The following is a 20668-nucleotide window of genomic DNA, read 5'->3' as shown; positions in this document are numbered from 1 at the left end:
GGAACTGAAGATGAAACTGAGAACGATGTCGCTCTACGCTGCCCTGCTGTTCAGCGTGGCGGGCAGCACCACGGCGCAGGCAAAAGAGCTGACGGTAATGATCTCCGGCGGATTTAAAGCGGCATGGGATACGCTTTCGCCACGCTTTGCCGAGCGTGAAGGGATCACCCTTAACACGGTTGCCGGTCCGTCGATGGGCAAGACGCCACAGGCGATTCCGGCGCGGCTGGCGCGCGGTGAACCGGCTGATGTGGTGATTATGGTTGGCGATGCGTTAAGCGATCTGCAGAAAAAGGGCGCAACGCTGCCGGGTTCACGGGTTGAGCTGGCGGACTCGCGCATCGGTGCAGCGATAAAACAGGGTGCCACGCCGGTGAAAATCGGCAGCGAAAGCGAGCTGCGTACTGCCCTGCTGAACGCCTCATCTATCGCCTACTCCGACAGCGCCAGCGGCAAATATGTCAGCAGCCAGCTGTTCAGCCGACTGGGCATTGAGGATCAGGTGAAGACGAAAGCAGTGAAGGTCGAGCGCATCCCGGTGGCCTCCGAGGTCGCGGCGGGTAAATACGCTATCGGCTTTCAGCAGGTCAGTGAACTGCTGCCGGTCTCCGGCGTAACGTTCATTGGCGAACTGCCGGAAAAGCTGCAGTACACCACCCGCTTCGCCGGTGCCGTAGTACGCAGGTCAGCGCAGCCGGACGAGGCGGTGAAGCTGCTGCACTGGCTCGCCTCGCCTGAGGCACAGCAGGCCGTGCACGCCAGCGGCCTGCACAGCGTGAAGGCGTCAAAACCGGCTAAAGTCGCTGATACTGTTCAATAATCAGGTTTTCCAGTTCGCTCGCGATGTGCGAGAGCGTCCGGCCATTTTTACGCAGCAGTCCGACGGTGCGTTTCACCTGCGGATCGGTTAACGGCACCGCCATCAGCAGGGCGTGATCGTAGCCGGGCATCGACATGGCGGGGACGGCAGCAATGCCCAGCCCCGCCTCAACCATCCCCAGCATGGTGGTGACGTGCCGGGTTTCACAGACACAGGGCTTCTCCGGCATGATCGCCTGCAACGCCTGGTCCAGCAGGTTGCGATTGCCGGAGGTTTTATCCAGTCCGACCCACTCATACTGATAAAACGCCTGCCAGCTCAGACTCTTTTTGCCTGCTATCGGATGGTCACGCCGACAGGCCGCCACATAAGGATCGTCCATCAGCGGCTGGAAGTGCACATCCGGCTGCGAGCGGCTGGAAAAGCTGATGCCGAAATCGGCCTGACCGCCAATCACCGCGTCATAGACGTTGGCCGCACTGCTGTCGACCAGCTTGACTCGTACACGGGGATAGCGCGCCTGAAACAGCCGGATGATGTTGGGCATAAAGTAGTAAGCGGCTGACGGCACGCAGGCGACGGTAATCAGGCCGGTGCGGGCTAAGCTCACTTCACTCAGATCGGCCATCACCTCTTCAAAATCGGCCAGCAGCTTTTCCGAACGCTGAGCAAACGCATGTCCTTTCAGCGTCAGTGTGACGCGGCGCGTGGTCCGCTCAAACAGTTTGATCCCCAGCGTGGTTTCCAGCTTATCGATGCGGCGGCTCAGTGCCGATTGCGAAAGGCAGATTGACTCCGCCGCCAGGCGAAAATTGCCAAACTCCACCAGCGCGCGAAACGCGTAGAGATCGTTGAGATCGAAATTAACCGGCATAACGCCTCTTATTTACCTATTGGTGATTTAGCCAGCCTTGAGGATACGCGAATTTTGTAGCTAAGTTGTTAAAAAAGATTGAAGTCAGGCGATTCCATTTTATTTTTTTGAAAAAAGGCCCGCCGAAGCGAGCCTGTAGGATGAAATTCACTTCTGTGAACCCTTCATAAAATAGAGAGTCAGATCTTTCAGAATGGAAACCCCACCGTAATAACAATATAAAACCACAAAAAATTTCGCAATTCCACACGGCAGAAAGCCCAGCCAGCCATCCTGAGGGAATATATTCACTGATGTTAACAGGACACCAGCCGATAATATCCCAGGTATAATGCAGGCGTTTTTTATCTTCTTTTCCCTACCACGTACATTGTCCGCCATAGTTATTCCCTGAACCACCACCATTTCCATTACCGCTGGCAACGCACGTTAGCGCTCCTGCGACAACACCTCTTGCTACGTTCACCCATGAACTTGATCCTGATATAGCACCTGCAACAATACCTGATGCGCATGGGTTGTTGCTGATAATAGACCCTAAATCCAGACAGTTAGATTGTGTACCCACAAAACCATTCGCCTGTCCCCCATAACCATGCTGGCTTTGATGGGCACTGGCACCCGCATAAGCGGGATCATAAGCACCACTCGCACCTGCAACCATTTTCAACTGCGCTTCATATAAGGTTTCCATTTGGTAAATCCTTAAGCTAATTTTCATCCTGAAGTAATAATGAGCAGCGCTGCTGATTTTTTATAACACCTTAAAAAAAGAAGATCAAAATAAATAGATCACCTTATTAAATGTTAAATAAAATCATAAAAGATTTTATTTAAATGAAAAGGCATTGGAAGAGTTAACCTATCAACAATAAAGAAGAATCAGAAGAAACAAAAAAGCCTCAGGCATAGTCACGAAGTATCCAGCCCTGATATGTAATTTTTAATAACTCCTTTAACAAGGCATTCATTTCGAAAAGATTAAAACCGACTCGCGAATTTCTTCCTTATTTTAGTCTGCGCTGTCACTAAATTAGAAAAACATTTCTCCTTAAATCCCCTGACAGTCAGGGAATATTCACTTACAGGCTGAGGTTTTGGAAAATGTTTATACGGCAATCACTGATTCAGCACAGCCGCTTCCATACCGTCTTTACCCTTCCGATGTAACGGACGGCTCCACCTTATGCAGAAATCGACCAGGATAATCGGGTTGGATGGCGTGCTGGCTGCTGTAGCGGCCAAACAGTTTGTAGCGGTTTAACGCGATGCGGTCATAGGCAAAATTACCGATTGCATCCGGAAAGTGGCGCAGCACCGCCAGCCCGCGCCACGGGGCAGGCAGTTGCTGTATCACGCGGAACACCGCCTGCGCCCGCAGCCAGTGCTGATTGTCCGCGATATAGACAATGGTGCTGACGTTTTCTTCCGGCAGTCCGGCCCAGCGCAGCAGCGCTTTGCCCTGCTCGCTCTGCACCGAGGCAAAACGAACCTGCCGCGCCAGATGATGACGCAGCAGAAACTGAACCCAGCCGTTACACAGTTTACAGACGCCGTCATAGAGCACGGCGCTTTCACCGGTTTGCAGATACGGGGGTGATGACATCCTGCAACTCCTCACTCATCTGATGATGAGCTGAAGTGTAGCGGGTTCTGGTCAGTTGCTGGTGCAGCCAGTGGATAACGGCCGCGTGATCCTGGTTGCAGGCATCCACTTCGCACACCGGTCCCAGCGCCATTGGCCGGGCCTGTTGCGCCAGCTGGCGCAGCTCCGGCAGATACTCAGCGCCCGGATGGCCAGGCAGCCGCTGCGACAGCCGCGCCTGATAGCGCGCCACCGCCACTTCCGGCGCGATCCTGAGCCACAGCTCCAGCGCCTCCTCGACGCCCGCCTGTTTCAGTCCCTGCTCAAGCAGCGTGCGCGGCTGAAAGCCAAACCAGGCATCGATAAGCCAGATCTGACTGGCGGGTGCCTGGCCGACAATGTTCCAGATCGCCTGATAAGCCGCGCAGCCCAGCTGCCGGTTACGCTGGCGATCGACCGGTGCAAAGCAGGACATAAACGGCTCTTTCAGGCTGTCGAGGGTCAGCACCGGCCAGCCAAAGTGCTGTGACAGTGCGTGCGTCAGGGTGCTCTTTCCCGACGCCGGAATACCGTTAACCAGTACCACACGTTTGGGGGGGATGTTTTGCGTCATAAGATATCGATGACCTCCGCCACGCTGCTGGCCTGACGTAACCGGACCAGCGTCTCCTCATCCTCCAGCAGCGACACAATCGCGCGGATCCCCTCTTCGATATGCGCGTTGCTGTCGCGTGCGCCAAACATAATCACAATGTCCGCCTTCTCACTGCCCTCAAATGAGATCGGCTCATTCAGCAGGATCAGACTGAAACAGTCGCGGAGCACCCCCGTTTCCGGTCGCGCATGGGGAATGGCGATCCCCTCCTCAAACACATAATAAGCGCCGTGAGCCAGCGTATTGGCGATCACGGCATCAGGATAGGTGGCATCAAGATAACCGCCGCTGACCAGCGGTTCGGCGGCCAGCGCGATAACCTGACGCCAGTCCGTGGCGTCGATGCCAATCTGAATGGCGTTGGCCTCCTGCAATAACTGCTTAATCGTCATCAGCTCTCCTTAAATCGACTGGCGAACCACATTGCGTAATTCATCGATTTTGACAAACAGCGCATCAATTTCATTGCGGTAGCGACGGCTTTTCGCAAATAAGCTTAATGCCCGGTTATATTCCAGCATTAATTGTTTTTGCGTTTCGCCATCACGCGGATTAATCGCCAGCTGCTGCTCCAGCTGCGTTATTTTCTCGCGACTTAATGCCGCCAGATGATCCTGCTGCTCGCTGGGTGGTTCCACAGCCGGAGACTTTTTGAGGAATCCAAACATAGGCTCTCCTGCCCCGCATAATATTGGGGTAGCTAATATAAACAGTGAATAAAAGATCGTTAGCGCATTAACCCGGTGATGGCGGCGCGGGTAATTACCGGAATAACTGCATTTTCTCTACCAGCACATTCGTGACCGCATCATTGGCTGGCACCAGGAAATTACGCACGCTGTCATTAACCTTGCCTTTTTCAAAGGTTGATTTGCACTGCGCTACCCACTGCACATTCATTTCAGTGCCGACATTCACCTTCTCAATTCCGCTGCTGACCGCCAGCCGCATATCCTCATCGCTGACGCCGGTGCCGCCGTGCAGGACCAGTGGCGTGTGGGTTGCCGCCGTAATATCTGCCAGCCGCTGATGCTGAATATGGGCTTTACCGGTATAAAGCCCGTGCACGGTGCCGATGGAGATCGCCAGCATATCGACGCCGGTCTCTGCGACGAAGCGGCGTGCATCTTCCACGGGCGTGAACGCTATCGCCTCCATCTCTACGCATTTACCATCTTCCGACCCGCCGATGGCACCCAGCTCCGCCTCTACTGAAACATGATGGGGTCGCGCCATATCAATCACCCGGCGGGTGTTCGCAATATTCTCATCAATGGGCAGATGTGAGCCGTCGTACATAACAGAACTGAATCCGGCATCAATCGCCGTCTGTATTGCCGCTAAATCGGAACAGTGATCGAGATGCAGGCAGGTCGGCACGTTCGTACTCTCTGACAGCGATTTAATCGCATCGACCAGCAATTTATAGCCAAGATATTTCGCCGTGCCGGTGGAGATCTGAATCATTAACGGGCTGTTGGTTTTCTCTGCCGCTTTAAAATAGGCGGGCAGCATCTCCAGACAGTGAAGATTAAACGAACCGACCGCTTTGAAGTCACGCTGTTTGGCCAGCTGTAACAGATCGGCGAAGTTATAAAGTTTCATGGATTTTTTCCTCCTGAGGTTTGGTCGATTTGCCATTAACAAACCAGGCAAGTGCGGTAATAAAGGCGATAAACAGGGCGACAAACAGCCAGTTATTATGGAAGGCGTGGCCGAGCACCAGGCCGGTACTGATCACGTCGGAATCGCTGAAGGTGACCCCGGCGAAGCCGTAGCTCTCCAGCATCGGGACCAGGATGGCGGGCAGAATGGTGATAAAGAGTCCGTGGACGAAGCCGCCGATCATCGCGCCGCGCCGTCCGCCCATGGCATTACCAAATACTCCGGCGGTGCCACCGGCAAAGAAGTTGGTCAGCAGGCCAGGCAGGATCATCGCCAGACCAAACATCGGGAAGACCAGCATGCCGACGATGGAACCCAGCGTGGTGGCGAGGAAGCCGACAATCACCGCGTTTGGGGCGTACGGAAACATCACCGGGCAGTCCAGCGCCGGTTTCGCGTCCGGCACCACGCGCATCGCGATACCCCGGAAGGCTGGCACCAGTTCGTTCAGCAGCAGGCGGACGCCGCTGTAGAGCACGAAGACCCCGGCCACGAACTGAATCGACTGCATAAAGGCGTACATCAGGTAGTTCATGCCGTTGCTGTACTGGGCGATAAACGCCGGGCCGGCTGCCACAGCGGGGATCAGGTACATCGGTACCATCACTAGCGCCATCGACAGATAGGTATCCTGCAGAAACTTGAAGTTATCGGGCAGTTTCAGGTCTTCGGTGGAGCGCGAGCCTTTGCCGACGACTTTGGCGACCGCTGCCGTGACCAGATAACCGATGGTGCAGAAGTGACCCAGCGCCACGTCGTCCGAGTCGGTGATCCGCCGCACCACCGGCTGTGCCAGCGCTGGCATTACCACCGCCATAATCCCGCCAAAGATGCCGCCGGTCAGAATCAGCGGCAGGCCGGTCAGCCCTGCTTTGTAGCCGATGACTGCGCCAATGGTCGCCATCCACAGCAACGCCTGGCCGGTCAGGAAGATGTACTTAAACGGCGTCAGTCGCGCGATGATGATGTTGACGATAAAAATCACCAGCAGCGTCAGCGCCACTTCAGACCCCAGCTCACGGTTAGCCAGCCCGGCAATAGCGGCCACATCGGTGATATAGCCGCGCATGCCAAAGCCATGGGTAAAAATGGTATTGAGGAACGTCAGGGTGCCAACAATAATATTGATACCCGCCATCATAATTAAAAAGCCGAGCAGCGTTTTAAAGGTGCCTTCCACCACCTTGCCTGCCGATTTTTTTTGCAGCAGCAGACCAATCAGGGCAATAAAGGCGATCAGAATCGATGCCTGCCCCAGCAGATCTTTTACCAGGAAGTCGATCACACTATTCATGGGCGGCGACCTTCTGGTTGCGTTCTTTTAAAAAGGCCAGGATCTTCTGCTCTATTTCCGCTTTATCGGTGAGCCGGTTAAGAATAATGACCCGTTTAATCTGTTCCGGACTGGCGTCGGCGTTTAAAACATCGGCAAACGCTTTTTGCGTCAGGATCATATCTGACTTAAAGGCATTCGCTTCTGAAATGGTGGTGTGATCGATGTCGGCCTCAATCTCCAGTTTTTTTAATACCGCTTTTGCGCTCATCTCAATCGCAAAACTGGAACCTAATCCACAACCACAGACACATAATATTTTCAGCATGGTTTTTTCCTCACACTATATTGAGTTGTTTAGCGAGTTTGTAATGGTGCCCGTCAATATCGACCAGGCGTTTTTGCATGCTTATTAAATCAATCGGAATCGGTTTATTGCTGCCATTAATAATGACCGCTTTATTCCGCATGCCTGACTGAATACAACGCACCACTTCACTGGCCATAATGGTGCCCTGAAAGATCTCTTCGCAGGTGGGATCACCATTGCGCAGCCCGTAACCCAGGATGGTTTTACGGATGCGCACGCCAATAAGGGGTTCAAGCTGTTTGATTAAGGTGTCGATCGCCCCCTGAAAACCTGGCGAATATTCCCGGGTGTAGCCTTCCGAACAGAGGATGACCACGCTGTTCTGCTCTGCCAGCCGCCCGGTAATGCGCTGCGCCAGTTGTGGCAGCGGGATCTGGCACTCAGGAATTAACGCAATATCTGCGTTAGATTTAATCGCGGACTGCAGCGTTAATTCGCCGCAATAACCACCGAGCAACTCCAGCATAAAAACGCGTCCCGGTAAGGCACGGCCGGTATTACGCAGTTTCGCCACCTCTTTTAATACCTGCTCGCAGGCGGTGGAAAATCCCAGCGTGTAGTCGCTGCCGAAAACATCATTATCGATGGTCATACCGACGCCGAAACAATTCACGCCGTACGCCGACAGGGTATGGAGAAATTGCAGCGACCCGTCTCCGCCCGCCATGATTAATATGTCAATCCGGGCGTTTTTCAGCTGGCGGGCAATTAACTCATACTCGCTGCGCACCAGTTTCTTTTCAGTGCGTCCCGATTGCATAACCGGAATAGAGGCGATGGAAAAGTCGAGCAGATCGCGCATGCCGATCTCACGATGATTATTTTCCAGCAGGCCGGGAATACCACCGTCAAATATCACCATCTCCGCCTGTGCCATGCGCCCAATCTGGAAGACAAAATTATTAATGCCGGTCACGTCACCGCCACTGATCACCATTCCAATTCGCATCACCCTCACCCCGCTGGCTTATTCTGCTGAAGGGTATTCTTCCGGTTAGCGGGGTTGCTATTTGCAGAGGAGATCACAGTTACGTGCGGTTTTTCTCAGGCGGGAATATTGACAGTGCTCTTAACATCGCTTTATTTGTGATTTGCCTCACACTATTCCAACTTATTGCGCTCAAGGCGAATCGATATAAATCATTGGCTTAGCAGATGGCGCGGGTGAACTGGCCAGAAAGCGGGAGGAGGTAAAATCAGCCATTAGAGCGGCGTTGCAGATTTGTGACTTTCACCTCATTTTTCCCGTTTTCGCAGAGCAGAAACCGCAATTAAGGTGCAGAAAGAAAATCCGCAGGCAGATGTTAATCAGATTCAGCATCTCTGTTGCGAACGAGTAGCATTCTTCGGTATAACCTTTCAATGCCCACAGAAAACACAGCCTGACGATAATGATCTCTAAGGAAAAACTTCCACGCTCTTTGTGAGGGGTAACTTTCTCTTCTGCATCCGACGCCGTTATTTCGCACGGCAAAACCCGTGTTCTCCGTGATGACAAACCGGTTCCCTGTGACCACATTTGACCAGGATCATACGCATGGAAATAGCTATCCGTACCCCTCTCGTTCACTCCCTGCCACTAAGTCAGCTCAGCGGCAGCAACGTCTGGCTGAAAATGGAATCAGCGCAGCCAACCGGATCGTTTAAGCTCAGAAGCGCAGGCCATATCTGTCAATACTACGCGGCACAGGGCGCTAAGGCATTTGTCAGCTCCTCCGGCGGCAATGCGGGTATTGCCGTGGCACACAGCGGCCGCAGACTGGGGCTACCGGTCACGGTGGTGGTGCCTGAAACCACCTCGGCGCGCGCCAGACAGCTTATCGAACAGGAAGGTGCGAAGCTGATTGTACACGGCAACGTCTGGAGTGAGGCCAATGCGTACGCGTTATCGCTGGCGTCGCACGAACATATCTACATCCATCCCTTTGACAATCCGCTGCTGTGGGACGGCATCAGCACACTGGTAGATGAAGTGATCAGTGAGGGGTTGCGGCCGGATGCGGTAATCCTCTCAGTGGGCGGCGGCAGTCTGCTCTCCGGCATTGTCCAGGGTCTGGAAAGACATCAGCTCAGCCATATCCCGATTTATGCGGTTGAAACTGAGGGAACCGCGTCGCTTAACGCCGCGCTAGAAGCCGGTGAGCGGGTCACGCTGGCCCGGGTCAGCGGTATCGCCACCACGCTGGCAGCCAGTCAGGTGTGTGAAAATGCATTTAACGTGGCATGCCGGGCAGATGTCAGGGGAAAGGTTGTGACAGATGAAGAGGCTGTTAATGCCTGCCGCCGCTTCCTGGACGATCATCGTGTCCTGACAGAGCCAGCCTGTGGCGTCTCATTATCGATGCTGTATGACGGGAAAATTGGCTTTAAACCGGATGATAACGTGCTGGTTATCGTCTGTGGCGGGGCGTCTGTTACCCTGAAGAGTCTGCAGGGCTGACGAGAGCAAATTCAGGGGAAAAGTGGCGCAGCCAGAGGGGCTGCGCCTGTCGCCGGTTACTTCGCGTAAGCTTCAGTAGACAGCGTCAGCGTAACGTCGTCGCTGACTGCAGGGACATATTTGTCCAGCTTGAAGTCAGAACGCTTGATGGTGCCGGTGGCGTCAAAGCCAATCGCCTGCTTCTTGACCATCGGATGCTCGCCCTGCTTGTTCAGCGTCGCGTGCAGCGTCACTGGCTTAGTGATGCCTTTCAGGGTCAGGTTGCCTTCAACGTCAAATTTGTTGTCGCCCTTCGCAACAACTTTGGTGCTGTGGAAGGTCGCAGTCGGGTATTTGGCGGTATCGAAGTATTCAGCACCTTTGAACTCTTTGGTCAGCGCGGCAACGTGGCTGTCGATTTTGCTGACGGGCAGGGTCACGTCAACGCGTGAGGCCTCAGGATGATCTTTATCAAACACCAGCGTACCGGTTGCATCCGGGATATCCGCGGTAGGATTGGAGAAGCCAAAGTGGTTCCAGGCAACAATTACCGACGTATGCTCAGGGTTCAGCTGGTAGTGCATCGCCTCGGCCTGAGATAACGGAGCGTAGAGGGTAGCAGCGGCTAACAGGGGCAGTGCAATACGTTTGAAGTTCTTCACAGTCAATTCCTTATGCGGACAAAAGTGAATTGAGTGTGGTCCAGTTTTCCCGGAATAGACAGTGAAGAGATTTGTCGGTAATTTTCAAATAAATTCAGCAACCTTAAAACCGGTCATTACGCATTCGCGCCGGTGAACAGCACCCGCCAGCGGCGGCGATCCTGAATCAGCGTGCGGTGCAATTGCTGTAAATCTGCAAGGGTCAGTGCCGCAATCTGCGCCGCGTCCGGTTCTGCCAGGCCATTTTCACGGCGCAACAGGGCCAGTGGCTGCTCAGCCTGCTGGCTCAGCAGTCGCGCTTTCAGGGCCACCAGATCACATCCCGCCAGCGTCTCGTTCAGTGACCGCAGGAAGTTACGGCAGTAGCGCAGCAGTGACAGTGCACTGTAGTCGGGCGACTGCAGCGCAAATAACACCCCATCTTCATCGGCACAGCGCATATAGCGACTGCTGACCACATAACCTATCGGCTGCTCAACGCGGTAGCGCTGGAAAAAGCGTGGCTCGTAGATCAGTGCCAGCGCGCGTAATGCCGCCAGCTGTTCAGGACGCTGCAGCGGAATAAACAGCAGCAGCGCGTTGTCGGCACTGGCGTGCGGCAGGCGCGTCATACCGGTTTTTGTGGTCATGCGCTTTGGCGGCGTGTCAGGGTTGACCGGCAGCGACAGCGCGCTCAGCCGCCGGGCAATCACTGAGTGCAGCATCGCATCGCCGCCCTTCAGCGCCGCCCGCCAGCATCCTGGCGTAACGTTGGCTGCCAGCTGATAAGGCAACTGTCGCAGCAGCGCGCGGATAGCGATGCTCTCCACAGGCGCGGGCCGGTTTGCCTCAATGGGTAATGTCAGGGCGGAGACAATCTGGCTCAGCGCCAGGTCAGCGACCGCCTGATCCGATAGCCGGACCGTCAGTTGCCACACACCTTCCACTTCCTGCCAGCTGCCGTGACCGCCCTGATGACGCAGCGCCGCAAACAGCGGACGCAACCGCCGGCCCAGCGCTTCGCCCGCCTCCGCAGTAAAGGTTGACCAGAACTCCGGTCGCAGGATCAGCGTTGGCTGCGGGTCATCTGACGGATGATGCGGCAATGCCACCGCCTGAGCGGGCAGCGGCGCAGGCGGCGCAGTGATGTCGAGCGGATAAAAAGTGAAACCGGCAGCGGGCAGCGCCTCAGCCTGGGCGGGCTCACAGGCCGTCAGCGCCAGAGTGAAGCCCTGCGTAACGATGTGTTCCATTGCCGGTTGCGATGAACAGAACAGCAGTGTGCCGGGCGCACTGGCGAGATTTTCCAGCAGCGGCTGCAGCGCGGGCAGGTTTTTGTCAGGTGCGAAACCGATAGCGCGCTGACGCAACTGCTCCATCGGTGACAACGTCACAAATTGCTGCTGTGCCAGCTGATAATAGTGCTGATGCTGCTCTTCATTCGTCTGGCGCAGCGCAGCAATGTAACCGTTAACCAGATGATTTACCCTTGCAGGCTCACTGGTTTCGATACCCAGCGCCAGCCAGTACGCATCTTCAGCCTGATAAATCCATTTCAGCTCCAGCGTCTCCGCCAGCCCCTGCTCACGCAGAATAGCCAGCAGCGAACCGGGCGCTTCATCCAATAAAAACTCACGCCACAGCGTGACACCGTCACTGCTATCGAGCAGCCAGCTGCGCCATAGCGCTGCCTGGACAGTTTCCGCCAGCTGCCAGCAGGTATCGCTACTGAGCTTCGGCGGTGTCAGCTCCTGCCGCCACTGACCGGCAGGCAGCGCAGCGGCAACCTGACGCGCCAACTGTTCCAGCTCATCCAGCGACTGCGGTCCCTGCAGCCAGAGCCGCATATTGCTGGCAACGTAGTAGCGCTGGTGAAACAGCCGCAATGCCCGTTGCAGCGCAGAGAGCTCGTCGCCAAAGCTCGCCCGGCTGCCGATATGGAAGCGCTGAAATTCAGCGGGGGTTGCAGCGGTGTGCAGTAATGCCGCTTCGATGCGGGATGGCTCATGACGCTGCAACAGCTGATATTCCGCGTCGATGACTGCCACTTCCTGCGCGATTGCCTGATTATCGAGCAGCGGAGAGACCAGCATATCCTGCAGTCTTGCCAGCCCGTCTGCCAGCAGCGACGGCGTGACCTCGAAAAAGTACGCGCTGTGCCGGGCCAGCGTGGTGGCGTTAACTTTTCCGCCCTGCGTCTGGATCCAGCTCATCAGCCGGCCCTCATCGGGCCAGCCGCTGCTGCCGGTGAACAGCAGATGCTCCAGCAGATGCGCCAGTCCGGGCCAGCGATCCGGCTCGTCGTGACTCCCTGCCCCTACCTGAATCAGGGCGGCGGCCTGGCTGGCATCGGGCTGATGCACCAGTTCAACCGTCAGACCCTCAATCACCAGGCCGCGCATGTTCATCACAGGTTCCGTGTTTTGTAGATCAGTTGCGAGTTGCTGCGGTTGCGGAACTGCAGCTGACCAATTTTAATGTCGCTGCAATCCGCCTCCCGCCGGGCGTCGAGAATTTTGCCGTGATGCGGTGATTTGCTGCACACCGGATCGGTGTTGTCAGCATTGCCGGTCAGCATAAAGGCCTGACAGCGACAGCCGCCAAAATCTTTCTCTTTCTCATCACAGGAGCGGCACGGCTCCGGCATCCAGTCAAAACCGCGATAGCGGTTGAAGCCGAACGAGTTATACCAGATATCGTCCAGGCGCTGCGTCAGTACCGACGGAAACTCGACCGGAAGCTGGCGCGCACTGTGGCATGGCAGCGCGGTGCCCTCTGGTGTGACGCTCAGGAAGATTGCCCCCCAGCCGCCCATACAGGGCTTAGGTCGCTCTTCGTAGTAGTCTGGCGTCACAAACAGCAGATTGGTCAGATTGCCGCTGTCGCTCATCCGCTCACGATAGCGGCTGACCACCGCTTCCGCCTGAGCGATCTGCTCACGCGTCGGCAGCAGGCCTTCGCGGTTGAGCTGCGCCCAGCCGTAGAACTGACAGGTCGCCAGCTCAACGTCATCCGCTTCCAGCTCAATGCAGAGGTCGATGATCTTATCAATCTGGTCGATGTTATGGCGATGCAGCACAAAGTTCAGCACCATCGGATAGCCGTGCGCTTTTACCGCTTTCGCCATCTCCAGCTTCTGCTGAAACGCTTTCTTCGACCCGGCCAGCGCCGCATTCAGGGTTTCGTCACTCGCCTGGAAACTGATCTGGATATGATCCAGACCGGCCTCGCTGAACGCATCCAGCTTCTTCTCGGTCAGGCCGATGCCCGAAGTGATCAGGTTGGTATAGAAGCCGAGATCGCGCGCCGCTTTGATCAGCTCCGGCAGATCTTTACGCACCAGCGGTTCGCCGCCGGAGAATCCAAGCTGGACGCTGCCCATGGCGCGTGCCTGACGAAACACCTCAATCCACTGCTCCGTGCTCAGCTCCTTCTCCTGCTGCGCGAAATCCAGCGGGTTGGAGCAGTAAGGACACTGCAGCGGACAGCGATAGGTCAGCTCGGCCAGCAGCCAGAGCGGCGGATTCACGTCAGGTTTATGAGGGGTCACGGAACTGTATCCACTTCTGTTCATAGGCTGACTGCAGGAACTCCAAAACGTCCGGCCCCACGCCGCCCGCCTCCGGGAAACGGCTATCCAGCGTCGCGATAATCGCGGCGATATCCTGTTTGCCATCCACCAGCTCAAGAATGGCGGCGGCGGTTTCGTTCAGTTTCGCCATGCCTTCGGGATAGAGCACCACATGGGTATCCTGGGCGGCTTCCCACTGCATACGGTAGCCGCGACGAAACGCGGCAATCGAGTTCTCATTCATCTGTTATACCAGTCGGGTGGTGTGCCACGCCGCCTTGTCGGTGACGGTGTGATAAGGCGGACGTTTCAGCTCATAAGCCATGGTCATGGCGTCCAGCATGCTCCATAAAATATCGAGCTTAAACTGCAAAATTTCCAGCATCCGGTTCTGCGTTTCCGCGGTGGTGAAGTACTCCAGCGCCAGCGCCAGGCCATGCTCTACATCGCGGTTCGCCTGACCCAGGCGGCTGCGGAAGTAGAAGTAGCCCTCTTCTTTGATCCACGGATAGTGCTGCGGCCAGCTGTCGAGCCGCGACTGGTGGATCTGCGGCGCGAACAGCTCGGTGAGTGAGCTGCAGGCCGCCTCCTGCCAGTTGGCACGACGGGCGAAATTGATATAGGCATCGACGGCAAAACGCACGCCCGGCAGAACATGCTGCTCTGACAATAATTCTTCGCGCGTCAGCCCGACCGCCTCGCCCAGCCGCAGCCAGGCCTCAATGCCGCCCTCTTCGCCGTTGCTGCCGTCGTGGTCGAGGATGCGCTGCACCCATTTACGGCGGGTGGCGGGATCCGGGCAGTTAGCCATGATCGCCGCATCTTTCAGCGGAATGGTGGTCTGATAATAAAAGCGATTCGCCACCCAGCCCTGAATCTGCTCCCGCGTGGCCTGACCATTATGCATCGCGATGTGATACGGGTGATGAATGTGGTAGTAAGCGCCTTTGTCGCGCAGGGCTTGTTCAAAAGCCTGCGGCGACAGCGTGTCAGTAATCTGCATGATTTAGCCCTGAAGATGAATCGCCATTCCGTCCCAGCTCACCTCTATTCCCTGCTCCGTCAGAAACTGACGCTGAGGTGACTGCTCATTAAGGATCGGATTGGTGTTGTTAATGTGGATCAGAATTTTGCGTTTAGCCGGCACCGACGCCAGCAGCGCCATCAGCCCCTGCTCTTCCGCCAGCGCCAGATGGCCCATCGCCTTGCCGGTGTTGTGACCCACGCCGGTGGTCAGCAGCTCATCATCCTGCCAGACGGTGCCGTCAATCAGCAGGCAGTCCGCTTTTTGCAGCCACGGCAGGATCACCGCATCCGGCTCGCCCAGACCTGGCGCGTAGAGCAGCGTCTGTCCATTCGCCCGGTTTTCAATAAACAGCGCCACGTTATGGCCCGGCAACGGCCGATCGCGATAGGGCGAGTAAGGCGGTGCATTACTGATGATAGGAATCGCGGTGAACTGCAAATCGGTGCAGACATCGACGCTGAACGGCGTCAGGGGCGCAATTGGCCGGTGCTGTAAACCGCCGTTCCAGTGGGTGAGCATCGGAAAGATCGGGAAGCCGGTACTGAGATCGGCATGCACTTCCGGCGTACACCACACCTGATGCGGGCAGCCCTCACGCAGGCTCAGCAGCCCGGTGGTGTGATCGATCTGGCTGTCGGTGAGGATAATTCCCCCGATCGCCGTGCCGCGCAGTACGCCCTTACGGGTCAGTTCTGGCGTGTGCAGGATCTGCTGGCCGATGTCGGGTGACGCATTACATAACACCCAGTCTTCACCGTTATCGCTGAGGATAATCGACGATTGCGTGCGTGCCTGAGCCTGAATGGTGCCATTACGCACGCCGTGGCAGTTGGCGCAGTTACAGTTCCACTGCGGAAACCCGCCACCCGCGGCTGAGCCGAGGATTTTGATAAACATAGAGGAAAACCAGAAGTTGAAAAAAAATGCCCGCTCAGAGGGCGGGCAGAACGATTAACGGTTGGAGATGTAAAGAGTCACTTCCAGACCGAGACGCATATCAACGAAAGTTGGTTTTTTCCACATGAGTTACTTCCTCTTGGTTAACAGTAAATGTGCTGTCTGAAATCGGCGTGACGGCTGTTAAATGAGAGCACCGTCACAATTTCCAGGCAGATGTTGCGCCAATGGCGCGTCGGGATCAAGCCCGGAACGTAAGGAAATTGTTATCACAGCCCGGTCAGATGTAAAACCCGCTGCCAGTTTCCCCATGCCAGCTTCTCTGTCAGTCTCTGATCATAGCCCGCTTCCTGAAAAGCGGCGAGCAATCGCGGCATTCCGCTGACATCGCCCAGCGCGGCCGGAGGGGTAATCCCGTCGAAATCAGAGCCAAAGGCCACATGGTCGCTGCCCATTATCTTCAACAGGTGATTACAATGCTTAACAATTTCTGTTAACGGCGTGTCAGCGTCGCGTTTTCCATCGGCGCGCAGAAACGCATTGCCGAAATTAATGCCAACCAGACCGCCGCTGTCGCGGATCGCAACCAGCTGATCGTCGGTCAGATTGCGCGGCTGCGGGCAGAGCGCGTGCGCGTTGGAGTGGCTGGCGACCAGCGGCGCAGGGGAAAGCCGGGCAGTCTCCCAGAACGTCTTACTGTTCATGTGCGACACGTCGATCATCATCTTCAGCTCACCCGCCTGTTGAATCAGCTTTTCACCGGCGGCGGTCAGACCCGGTCCGGTATCAGGCGTGCCGGGAAAGGAGCCGCTGACGCCTTCACCAAAGCGGCTGCGCAGATTCCAGAATGGCCCGATACTGCGCACCCCCGCCTGCCAGAAGGCGCGCAGCTGCTCGCCCTCCTCGTCCAGCGCATCGGCCCCTTCGATATGCGCCACCATCGCCAGCACGCCTTCCGCGCGGCAGGCGGCAATCTCGTCACTGCTGCGGCAGAGTCGCGCCCGTCCGCCGGACGCAGCGGCCAGCTGCTGCAGGATATCGAGCTGCTGCCACATGATTTGCAGCGGTTCATACGGCTCATCAGCGCGGGCCGGTACAGCGCTGGCAATGTAAGCCTGCGGCGGTACAAAGATCGCAAACAGCCCGCCGCCCATTTTGCCCTGCTGAATGCGCGAAAAGTCGAGATGACCCCGTTCAATCCCCTGATAAAACGCCTGTGCAGGCGCATCACGATGATGCAGCCAGAGGTTGAGCAACAGATCGTTGTGTCCGTCAAAAATCAGCATAAGTGTTCACCCGGATAAACAGGCGACCATGCTAACCCTGCCTGGTGGATTCATCAAACAGGAGCGCACGCAGAGGCTTGTCACTTTTGCGCGTCAGGTTGTCACTATTGCGCGCGCGGCCCACAAGACGTGTCGGCAGACTGGTAAAAAACACAAGGAGAATCCTATGCTGACCCAACCTGCTAATAAATATCGCCCCTCCCCGCTGATTGAGCTGCCCGACCGCCAGTGGCCGTCGCGCCAGCTGACGCAGGCTCCGCGCTGGCTCTCCACCGATTTGCGTGATGGCAATCAGGCGCTGGCAGAGCCGATGGATCGGGAACGGAAAATGGCGTTCTGGGATCTGCTGCTGCGCTGCGGGTTCCGCGAGATTGAAGTTGCCTTTCCCTCGGCGTCGCAGACGGATTTCGATTTCGTTCGTGACCTGATTGAGCAACAGCGCATCCCGGAGGAGGTGACGTTGCAGGTGCTGACCCAGGCGCGCGAGGATCTGATTGCCCGCACGTTTGTGTCATTACAGGGTGTGCCGCGCGCTATTGTGCATCTCTATAACGCCACCGCGGCGCTGTTTCGCGAGCGGGTGTTTAAACAGAGCAAAGCGGAAATCGTGGCGCTGGCGACGGCGGGCGCACGGCAGATCCGCGCAGAATGTGAGGCGCAGCCGGAGACCCAATGGACGTTTGAATATTCGCCTGAGACCTTTTGCTTTACCGAGCCGGAGTTTGTGCTGGAGATCTGCGAGGCGGTGGCCGATGTCTGGCAGCCTGACGCGCAGCGGCCAATGATCATTAACCTGCCCGCCACCGTGGAGGTGAATACGCCCAACGTCTATGCCGATCAGATTGAGTTTTTCTGCCGCCACTACAGCCGTCGCGACGCCGTCTGCATCAGCGTACATCCGCACAATGATCGCGGCACCGGCGTCGCCTGTGCAGAACTGGCGCTGCTGGCGGGCGCTGACCGGGTCGAAGGCTGCCTGTTTGGCAACGGCGAACGCACCGGCAATGTGGATCTGATAACGCTGGCGCTGAACCTCTATACCCAGGGCATTTCACCGCAGCTCGATTTCAGCCAGATGCATGAGGTGATTGAGGTCGTGACCCGCTGTAACAAGCTGCCAGTCCATCCGCGTCATCCTTATGCGGGCGAACTGGTCTTCACCGCCTTCTCCGGCTCTCATCAGGATGCGATTAAAAAAGGATTCGCCATCCGCGCCGAACAGCAGGAGAAAGAGTGGCTGATGCCCTACCTGCCGCTGGACCCCGCCGACATTGGCTGCAGCTATGAGGCAGTGATCCGCGTGAACAGCCAGTCGGGTAAAAGCGGTGCTGCCTGGCTGCTGGAGCAGAATCACGGTTTGCAGATGCCGCGTGCGCTGCAGCAGGATTTCAGCCGCTGTGTTCAGCTGGAGACGGACCGGCACGGCGGCGAAATGACGCATTATGCACTGTGGCAGCTCTTCTGCCGTCAGTATGGCGTGACGCAGCCTGCGGTGGCATTGCAGCGGGCTGACAGTCAGAGTGACAGCGGCGGACAGACGCAGATCATCGCCAGCGTGCTGGTTCAGGACCGCTCGCTGACACTGACCGGCAGCGGCAACGGCTGGTTGTCGGCGGCGGTGAATGCCCTGCGCAGCGCGTTTGACCTGCAACTGACCATTGAGGACTATCATGAGCATACGCTGGGACGGCGCAGCGACAGCCGTTCTGTGGCCTATATCAGCTGCGTGGATGCCCGGGGTGTACGGGTCTGGGGAGTAAGTATCGACAACGATACGGCCCGCGCCGCGTTGCAGGCGCTGCTCAGCGCGGCAGGCCAGTTTCTGCAGGCGGGAAGTAGTCAGTGGGCGCAACGCCCAGCAGACGACGAAACATCGCACTAAACGCACTGGGGCTTTCATAGCCCAGTTCCAGCGCCACCCGTAGCACGGAGTCGCCCTGCGCCAGCCGCGTCAGGGCGATTGCCAGGCGGGCACGTCGCACCCAGTCGCTGAACTGCAGTCCGGTTTCGCGCATGAAATGACGGGCCAGCGTGCGGCCCGAGACATTCATCTGAGCGCTGGCACGCTCCAGCATCCAGCTTTCACCGGGCGTCTGCTGGATCTGCTCGCACAGCGACTGTAACCGCGGGCTGTCGGGCGTCGGCAGCGCAAACGGCAGCACATCCATGCCCCGAATCTCATCCAGAATCAACTCCATCACCCGCTCAGCCCGGCTCCCGGCACTGTACTGCTCCGGCAGGCTCAGCGCCGTGACAATCAGCTCGCGCAGCAGCGGCGAGATCTGCACCACCTGACAACTGGCGGGCAGATCAGCACGCGCCAGCGGATCGATAAACAGCGTACGCGCCGCGACGCTGCCGGTAATGTGCAGCGCATGGCGGGTAAACGCGGGCAGCCAGACGCCGCGACTCGGCGGCACTATCCAGCTGCCGAGCTCCGTCTCGACCCGCACCACGCCGCTCAGCGTGTGGATCAACTGGGCGCAGGCGTGATGATGCCAGGGTTCACTGGCACCGTGCAGGTAGTCGTGCGCCAGTGGCACCAGCGGGCGCGTGCTGAAGTCAAAATGCTGCTGACTCATTGCGCCTTCAGATAGCGGTAGATGACCGCCAGATCCTCTTCACCGAGTCCGGCGTCCACCGCCTGCTGCCAGAGCTGAGCGATGTTCTCCAGCGCCGGTAAGGGTGTTTCTGCCGCATCCAGCGCCAGGCGGGCATCCTTCAGCGCCCAGATCAGATGCATCTGCGGCGTGTAGTCGTCGCTGGCGATCATCCCGAGCTTCATTTTCGCATACGGCGCGGCCAGCGGACCGCCCTCCAGCACCTGCCAGAGATCGTCGGTGGAAAAGCCGAAATCCTCCGCCAGTCGGGTGCTCTCCGCCAGGCTCTGCATCATGCCGATCAGCCAGCTGTTGATGACCAGCTTCATCCGGGTGCTTTTGCCCGCCTCGCCCAGCCACTTTGTCCCTTTGCTGATGGCGGCAAACACCGCTTCTGTCGCCTGCGCACGGCTCTGATCGCCGCTGGCCAGCACCAGAATCTGTGCGTTTTCTGCGGGTGCTTTGGTGCCGGAAACGGGCGCGTCAATAAACAGCAGATCCGGTCGTTCCGCTGCGAAAAAGGCGATCAGCGCGTCGGTTTTTTCCACGCCGATGGTGCCCATCTGGCACAGCGTCGCACCCTGCTTAAATGCCGCTTTAGCCTGATGCAGCACCTGCTCTGTGGTGTCGCCGTCGGAGAGCATGGCGATGATCACATCGGCTTCACGCACCGCCTCTTCCGGTGAATCCGCCAGCTGCAATCCGGCGTCCAGCAAATCTTCGCCGCGCGCGCGGGTGCGGTTCCAGCCGTGTACGCGAAAGCCTTTTTTCAGCAGGTTGGCGGCAAATGCGTGCCCCATTGCGCCTAATCCCAGAACCGCCACTTCAGGTTGTTTCATGCTGACTCCCATAAGTTTGTGTCTGCATCCGTCAACGCTGGATGCCTTATTACTGCAAAAGATGGATTCCAGCCTGGCGGTAAACAGCAAAAAAATCCAGCGTGAAACGGTGTACCCCGGCACCCCGAAGCCTTACCATATGCGGC

At 57.1% G+C, this 20668-nt stretch carries 23 protein-coding genes; 3 read left to right on the top strand and 20 right to left on the bottom strand.

Annotated features, from left to right (window positions below):
- Positions 1 to 10: 10 nt before the first annotated feature.
- Positions 11 to 820, top strand: a complete 810-nt coding sequence (locus BY447_RS00945; RefSeq protein ID WP_110330260.1) for a molybdate ABC transporter substrate-binding protein — start codon at positions 11 to 13, stop codon at positions 818 to 820.
- Here BY447_RS00945 and BY447_RS00940 read toward each other — a convergent pair.
- From BY447_RS00940 to BY447_RS00895, 10 genes are all read right to left on the bottom strand, one after another.
- The gene (locus BY447_RS00940; RefSeq protein WP_110330259.1) at positions 795 to 1694 is read right to left on the bottom strand and encodes a LysR family transcriptional regulator; all 900 of its coding nucleotides are present in this window, start codon (positions 1692 to 1694) and stop codon (positions 795 to 797) included. The two genes, BY447_RS00945 and BY447_RS00940, sit on opposite strands and share 26 nt — an antisense overlap.
- Positions 1695 to 2052: 358 nt before the next feature.
- Positions 2053 to 2388: a hypothetical protein gene (locus BY447_RS23140; protein ID WP_146210978.1), complete on the bottom strand. Its 336-nt coding sequence runs from the start codon at positions 2386 to 2388 to the stop codon at positions 2053 to 2055.
- A gap of 459 nt (positions 2389 to 2847) precedes the next feature.
- A complete protein-coding gene (locus BY447_RS00930; protein WP_095707223.1) occupies positions 2848 to 3300 on the bottom strand; it encodes a thiol-disulfide oxidoreductase DCC family protein in 453 nt (150 codons plus the stop codon).
- On the bottom strand, positions 3269 to 3892 hold the full coding sequence (locus tag BY447_RS00925; protein WP_095707224.1) for an AAA family ATPase: 624 nt from the start codon (positions 3890 to 3892) through the stop codon (positions 3269 to 3271). The genes BY447_RS00930 and BY447_RS00925 overlap by 32 nt, the downstream gene beginning before the upstream one ends.
- Complete coding sequence (locus BY447_RS00920) at positions 3889 to 4326, bottom strand: PTS sugar transporter subunit IIA (protein ID WP_110330257.1); 438 nt, start codon at positions 4324 to 4326, stop codon at positions 3889 to 3891. Before BY447_RS00920 ends, BY447_RS00925 begins: the two co-directional genes overlap by 4 nt.
- Before the next feature lie 9 nt (positions 4327 to 4335).
- Entirely contained in the window at positions 4336 to 4602 is a 267-nt protein-coding gene (locus BY447_RS00915; protein WP_013357823.1) for a hypothetical protein, read from the bottom strand.
- A 94-nt stretch (positions 4603 to 4696) separates the two neighbouring features.
- Positions 4697 to 5539: a class II fructose-bisphosphate aldolase gene (locus BY447_RS00910; protein ID WP_110330256.1), complete on the bottom strand. Its 843-nt coding sequence runs from the start codon at positions 5537 to 5539 to the stop codon at positions 4697 to 4699.
- Positions 5526 to 6893, bottom strand: coding sequence for a PTS sugar transporter subunit IIC (locus BY447_RS00905; RefSeq protein WP_110330255.1), 1368 nt, complete (start codon positions 6891 to 6893; stop codon positions 5526 to 5528). The genes BY447_RS00910 and BY447_RS00905 overlap by 14 nt, the downstream gene beginning before the upstream one ends.
- Positions 6886 to 7200: a PTS sugar transporter subunit IIB gene (locus BY447_RS00900; RefSeq protein WP_013357820.1), complete on the bottom strand. Its 315-nt coding sequence runs from the start codon at positions 7198 to 7200 to the stop codon at positions 6886 to 6888. The genes BY447_RS00905 and BY447_RS00900 overlap by 8 nt, the downstream gene beginning before the upstream one ends.
- A 10-nt stretch (positions 7201 to 7210) precedes the next feature.
- Positions 7211 to 8191 carry a 6-phosphofructokinase gene (locus BY447_RS00895; protein ID WP_110330254.1) on the bottom strand — a complete coding sequence of 327 codons (981 nt, stop codon included), beginning with the start codon at positions 8189 to 8191 and terminating at the stop codon, positions 7211 to 7213.
- Positions 8192 to 8779: 588 nt separating this feature from the next.
- Here BY447_RS00895 and BY447_RS00890 point away from each other — a divergent pair.
- Positions 8780 to 9682: a pyridoxal-phosphate dependent enzyme gene (locus BY447_RS00890; protein WP_110330253.1), complete on the top strand. Its 903-nt coding sequence runs from the start codon at positions 8780 to 8782 to the stop codon at positions 9680 to 9682.
- A gap of 56 nt (positions 9683 to 9738) precedes the next feature.
- Here BY447_RS00890 and BY447_RS00885 read toward each other — a convergent pair whose 3' ends face one another.
- The 8 genes from BY447_RS00885 to BY447_RS00850 form a co-directional block, all read right to left on the bottom strand.
- A complete protein-coding gene (locus BY447_RS00885; protein ID WP_013357817.1) occupies positions 9739 to 10323 on the bottom strand; it encodes a YceI family protein in 585 nt (194 codons plus the stop codon).
- Positions 10324 to 10439: 116 nt separating this feature from the next.
- Complete coding sequence (gene pqqF, locus BY447_RS00880) at positions 10440 to 12710, bottom strand: pyrroloquinoline quinone biosynthesis protein PqqF (RefSeq protein WP_110330252.1); 2271 nt, start codon at positions 12708 to 12710, stop codon at positions 10440 to 10442.
- Entirely contained in the window at positions 12710 to 13876 is a 1167-nt protein-coding gene (pqqE, locus tag BY447_RS00875; RefSeq protein WP_013357815.1) for a pyrroloquinoline quinone biosynthesis protein PqqE, read from the bottom strand. The genes pqqF and pqqE overlap by 1 nt, the downstream gene beginning before the upstream one ends.
- Positions 13839 to 14117 carry a pyrroloquinoline quinone biosynthesis peptide chaperone PqqD gene (pqqD, locus tag BY447_RS00870; protein ID WP_110330251.1) on the bottom strand — a complete coding sequence of 93 codons (279 nt, stop codon included), beginning with the start codon at positions 14115 to 14117 and terminating at the stop codon, positions 13839 to 13841. Before pqqD ends, pqqE begins: the two co-directional genes overlap by 38 nt.
- 3 nt (positions 14118 to 14120) lie before the next feature.
- Positions 14121 to 14876: a pyrroloquinoline-quinone synthase PqqC gene (gene pqqC / locus BY447_RS00865; RefSeq protein ID WP_010245074.1), complete on the bottom strand. Its 756-nt coding sequence runs from the start codon at positions 14874 to 14876 to the stop codon at positions 14121 to 14123.
- A gap of 3 nt (positions 14877 to 14879) precedes the next feature.
- A complete protein-coding gene (pqqB, locus tag BY447_RS00860) occupies positions 14880 to 15797 on the bottom strand; it encodes a pyrroloquinoline quinone biosynthesis protein PqqB (protein ID WP_110330250.1) in 918 nt (305 codons plus the stop codon).
- 54 nt (positions 15798 to 15851) lie between these two features.
- Positions 15852 to 15923, bottom strand: a complete 72-nt coding sequence (gene pqqA, locus BY447_RS00855) for a pyrroloquinoline quinone precursor peptide PqqA (RefSeq protein WP_010245082.1) — start codon at positions 15921 to 15923, stop codon at positions 15852 to 15854.
- A 143-nt stretch (positions 15924 to 16066) separates the two neighbouring features.
- The gene (locus BY447_RS00850; RefSeq protein WP_110330249.1) at positions 16067 to 17083 is read right to left on the bottom strand and encodes a dipeptidase; all 1017 of its coding nucleotides are present in this window, start codon (positions 17081 to 17083) and stop codon (positions 16067 to 16069) included.
- A 166-nt stretch (positions 17084 to 17249) separates the two neighbouring features.
- Here BY447_RS00850 and leuA point away from each other — a divergent pair, with 166 nt between their 5' ends.
- Complete coding sequence (gene leuA / locus BY447_RS00845) at positions 17250 to 18965, top strand: 2-isopropylmalate synthase (RefSeq protein WP_110330248.1); 1716 nt, start codon at positions 17250 to 17252, stop codon at positions 18963 to 18965.
- Here the strand turns inward: leuA and BY447_RS00840 are convergent.
- Both BY447_RS00840 and BY447_RS00835 read right to left on the bottom strand, forming a co-directional pair.
- Positions 18886 to 19665, bottom strand: coding sequence for an AraC family transcriptional regulator (locus BY447_RS00840; protein WP_110330247.1), 780 nt, complete (start codon positions 19663 to 19665; stop codon positions 18886 to 18888). The two genes, leuA and BY447_RS00840, sit on opposite strands and share 80 nt — an antisense overlap.
- Positions 19662 to 20534, bottom strand: a complete 873-nt coding sequence (locus BY447_RS00835; protein ID WP_110330246.1) for an NAD(P)-dependent oxidoreductase — start codon at positions 20532 to 20534, stop codon at positions 19662 to 19664. Before BY447_RS00835 ends, BY447_RS00840 begins: the two co-directional genes overlap by 4 nt.
- Positions 20535 to 20668 lie beyond the last annotated feature (134 nt).

The organism is Pantoea sp. JKS000250, assembly GCF_003201065.1.
Lineage (GTDB): Bacteria > Pseudomonadota > Gammaproteobacteria > Enterobacterales > Enterobacteriaceae > Pantoea > Pantoea vagans.
This window is presented reverse-complemented; position numbering and strand designations above follow the sequence as displayed.